Annotated in this window: 5 protein-coding genes; 1 reads left to right on the top strand and 4 read right to left on the bottom strand. The window is 56.3% G+C overall.

The genetic code is table 11. From position 1 onward, the window contains the following. A partial coding sequence (locus DMG62_00105; protein ID PYY25043.1) for a DUF3291 domain-containing protein occupies window positions 1-296 on the top strand: 296 nt, incomplete at its 5' end. Window positions 297-403: 107 nt separating this feature from the next. On the opposite strand, the gene DMG62_00100 is transcribed toward DMG62_00105, so the two are convergent. The 4 genes from DMG62_00100 to DMG62_00085 all read right to left on the bottom strand — a co-directional run bounded on the left by DMG62_00100 (window position 404) and on the right by DMG62_00085 (window position 3,702). After that, window positions 404-1,105 (bottom strand): DUF4386 domain-containing protein, encoded by a 702-nt coding sequence (locus DMG62_00100; protein PYY25042.1) that lies wholly within the window; start codon window positions 1,103-1,105, stop codon window positions 404-406. After that, on the bottom strand, window positions 1,089-1,607 hold the full coding sequence (locus DMG62_00095; protein ID PYY25041.1) for a hypothetical protein: 519 nt from the start codon (window positions 1,605-1,607) through the stop codon (window positions 1,089-1,091). Before DMG62_00095 ends, DMG62_00100 begins: the two co-directional genes overlap by 17 nt. 262 nt (window positions 1,608-1,869) lie before the next feature. Continuing rightward, window positions 1,870-2,805 (bottom strand): hypothetical protein, encoded by a 936-nt coding sequence (locus DMG62_00090; GenBank protein PYY25040.1) that lies wholly within the window; start codon window positions 2,803-2,805, stop codon window positions 1,870-1,872. Between the two features lie 372 nt (window positions 2,806-3,177). Next, window positions 3,178-3,702, bottom strand: coding sequence for a hypothetical protein (locus DMG62_00085; protein PYY25039.1), 525 nt, complete (start codon window positions 3,700-3,702; stop codon window positions 3,178-3,180). Window positions 3,703-3,903 lie beyond the last annotated feature (201 nt).

The following is a 3,903-nucleotide window of genomic DNA, read 5'->3' as shown; positions in this document are numbered from 1 at the left end:
TGTCGGTATGGGAAAGTGTCGAAGCGTTGCGGGATTACGTGTATCGCACCGTGCACTCCGAACTGCTGCGGCAGCGGCACGAGTGGTTCGCGAAGTTCGCCGGAACGTATCTGGCGCTGTGGTGGGTTCCAGCCGGACACATTCCCGGCATCGACGAAGCCAAGAAGAGGCTCGCCCATCTCGAAGCTCATGGCCCAACCCAGTTTGCGTTCACTTTCAAAACCGTCTTTCCGCCCGATGAGTCCTTTCAGAGAGCGATCGACTGGTCATCGTTTCAGCCGTGTCCAGCAACGTAGTTCTTAACTGCGCTCAAGACGCGGAACCGTCGGCGATAGCCGATGGGTGATTTTTGTGTTGTATGGGTCCAGCACGTTCTCTATCCAGAGTGCCCAGCAAGCGCAGGTTAGGACACGGCCGCCGCCACGCGCGGCTCCCTGGCGCCCATGATCGCGAGCCAGAGCATGGTCGCGACCTCACCCAACGTAAAAGGTTGGCCAAGCGTGAAGACCTTGTCCTCGTACCCTGGGAACATAAAGCCGGTAAAGCTGAACGCCAACCAGGCGAGGCACGCCAGTATCAGCCAGACGCCGAAGAAGCGGGGCAGGAAGCGCGATCTGTATACCAGCAAGCCGAATGGAAACAACCACAAGCCCCAAAAGATCGCGTTGGCCAGGTCAAGGTGGTGATGCAGGTTGAGGAACAGCATAACAAAGGCCTCGCGCTGTGGCTTGTCGAAGGCCGACAGGAAATCGGAGCCGCGAGCGAACAGCAGGACAGCCACGTCGGTCACTGAGTTGACGAAGAATATCGGCACTGGCATCAGGCCGCCGAGGATCACCATCAAGACAGCAAGCCCCACGTCGACTCCCTTAAACAGTCGATAAAGAGCCAACGTGAGGAAGGTGAACAGAACACTGGAGAGCAGGTAGCTGACAATGCTCAGGCGGAATAGCAACTCGTGCGCCGCGATATTGTTGACCGTCGCTGCCGCGTTCCCATGCACGATCAAGGCGCTGGGAATGTAGAGGAGGCGCACCACCCCAACCACTGAGGCCAAAATGTACAGGAGCCCTGCGACTCTGGCGTTCTTACTGAGCGAGGTCATGCGTCCTCCAAGATAAGGAGTTCAGCATGACGGTACGTTGAATGCGGCCAAAAGGTTCATCCCCTAGCGATGCTTTCGCTCCGCAAACGCCACCTGTGTGCTCTGAAGTTCTAACAATAGCTGAATCGGAATGGAATAAATCGATACCGAAATCTAACGTGCTCCAGTGGATGAAGGACGAGGACATCGAGGTACTGGGTGCTCTCCAGGACATCTTCTGGATTCGCTCGTAAAGCCCACATTTGGGTATCGCAACCGAAAACCAAAAGCATGATCTCCGAAAAAAGGCTGCGCCACCCGCCTCGTCGATGCAGCTCTGCGCAATCAGCGCATCGCCGAGACGAGCCTTGCGGCGTTTTGCCAGCACCTTAGCTCGCAATGCTCCTGCCCTTTGCCAATAGCCAAGCGCGATCTCGATGAGAGGTACTTCTGAAATTGTTTCCGCTACATCGGAAGGAAGCTTTGGGTCGCTTAAGAGCTCGGTGAGCACAACCGGCACCATCACCACTTGGCGATCTTCCAGGGCACGGTCGAGCAGTTGTGCGTCCTCGCCACGGCTCCCGTCAAAAAACGCGATCCAGGCACCCTTTGTCTGGGAGTCTGACGCTCAATCCGAAATGGGAAAGGCCGGGCCACTCGTCCGACAGCCTGAACTGCGGGATTATTTTGTGAATGACGCAGTTCAGGCTCTCCTATTTCTGGTCCATTCTGTTCGTCCCATTTAGACCCTTGACTAAGCTGCTCCCGGCCTGGGCTGGATTTCGTCACTGGTTGTCATCGTCGCTGTCGTTACCTTTGTGCTCGCACAGACCGGGGGGAGCCGAGGTGTTGCAGCGGTTGTCATCGAAGGTGGCTGTCGTGACTCCGCTCAGCAGATCGACCAGATCGTTGCCGAAAGCATGGTTCCGCGCAACCACAATTCCGGTGCCGCTGCCGATTCGGATGCCCGCGTTGGTCGTACCCGTCAGGGCGCTGGGAGCGAAGCCGTTGCCAAACGCGCTATTGCGTTCGATCACAGTCCCTGAGGCGGCGCCTACGTTGCGAATGCCGTTCCCGCGATTGCCAATCGTCCGATTGCGAAAGACCACCGTGTCCACTGCGGCGGAGATCTGGATGCCCCACTCGTTGTTGACGCTCACGTTATATCGCACAACATTCCCCCTCGAGTTCGGGCCGGCCACGTTGATACCGCAAGCATTGACAGCCAAATTGTCGAAAGTCACGTTGTACTCGATAACGTTGTCGCTGGAATTGATCAGCTCGATGCCGTCGTGGCCTGCGCCAGTGGTGAGATTGTTGCGGATGGTGGATTTGGAAGCCCCTTCCAGCAGGATGCCGGCCTCGTGACCTCTCCGCATCGTGAACCCCTCGATTCTCACTCGGGAGGCGTTCTCCACGAAAAAGCCAGCCTCGGGGACGAGCATGCTATCGACTACGGCTCCTCCGCGCGGCCCTTTGACCAATAGTTTGAGACCGTCTTTGGTAATGGTGACGGACTCGTGATAAATGCCGGCGCATACCTGGATGGTTGCGTCCGGCGGAGCGGCATCCACCGCCGCCTGAATGCTGGTGAAATCCGCATTCGGGCAGTCCAGCCTGTCATCGTCTACAACTAACGGGCGAGGACCGTCTGCGAACGCGGTTCCGGCCAGTGTGAGAACGATCGCAAACGCCCAAACTAAAATCGAAGTGCGCTTCATTTGTCCTCCTTTAGTCGTTCAGGTTGAGAGTTAGTCCTCCAAGTTGAGAGTTGCTAGATCGCTGCTGTCTAGGAGCGTACTGTGTCACACAAGTGAACCAGTGCCAGCAGAGATTGCTGCGTCGGAGGTGGGCACCGCTTTCTGGAATTGCTCTTCCCAGAGGCGGCGAAATGCTGCGCCTTGGCTGAGATAAAGTCAAGCCCCACAGACATAGCGCAGGAAACTATTGGATCCGAGTCAATGTGGGCGGGTGATGGCCTTTCCAGCATATTTGCATTTGCAATCGGTCTGTGGGTTCTCAGCCGTTTCGGGACTCTCGTTAGCCCACTAGGGCTTACGTCGCTGGGCTACTTGAATGTCGCGCCTTCGGCGCTAGAGGGTTCGATCGCATTTCCAAAGAGGCAGCTTTCGACGTATTTCGTTGGTGCGAATCAGCCCCAGCCTTTTGGCGAGGCTCTGCGAAGAAGAGTTGTCATCAGGTATGGTTGCGCTGATGGAACGGACGCCGGCTTGTTGAAAGACCCAATTGAGGATGGCCGCCGATGCCTCAGTGGCATATCCCTTCCTGCGAGCGTTTTCGATCAGGCCCCATCCAATCTCCACGTCGCCATCGGCGCTCGGCAGCCCCTTTAAGTTGATCGACCCGACCACTGTCTTGGAAGAACGCTCGACGATGAGACGAATGCGCCATGAAAGCTCGCTACTATCGGCGCGTATCGCCCTGAGATGCCACGACAGATCTATACCGAGATCCGCAGCCTCGGCCGGAAATATGAAGCTCGTTTGAACCGCAAAGCGCTCCAGGTCACGAGCAATGAGCGCTTCAATTTCTTCAGGCATGAGCGTAACCAGGATCAAGCGTTCCGTCTCGATGTTTTGTGGTCGCCGCATCATCATCTCGTCAGCTGTCTCATACTCAGCAATCCCAGCACAGAAATCAAAATGGGTTCGCTTTTAGAAAGCAGGAATGTTCACCTCGTCACCAGCCAATCGAAGCTGAGAGACGCCCGATTTCAATTCTTGAAATCCCCCGGACAGACGGGACGTAATCTCGCATCTGGTTCATAGCTCCATCGGCATGTTCCCGTTTTGAATCAA

It is taken from the genome of Acidobacteriota bacterium (assembly GCA_003225175.1).
In the GTDB taxonomy this organism is placed as follows: Bacteria; Acidobacteriota; Terriglobia; order Terriglobales; family Acidobacteriaceae; genus Gp1-AA112.
The sequence above is the reverse complement of the archived record's forward strand: the minus strand, read 5'-3'. Positions and strand labels throughout refer to the sequence as shown.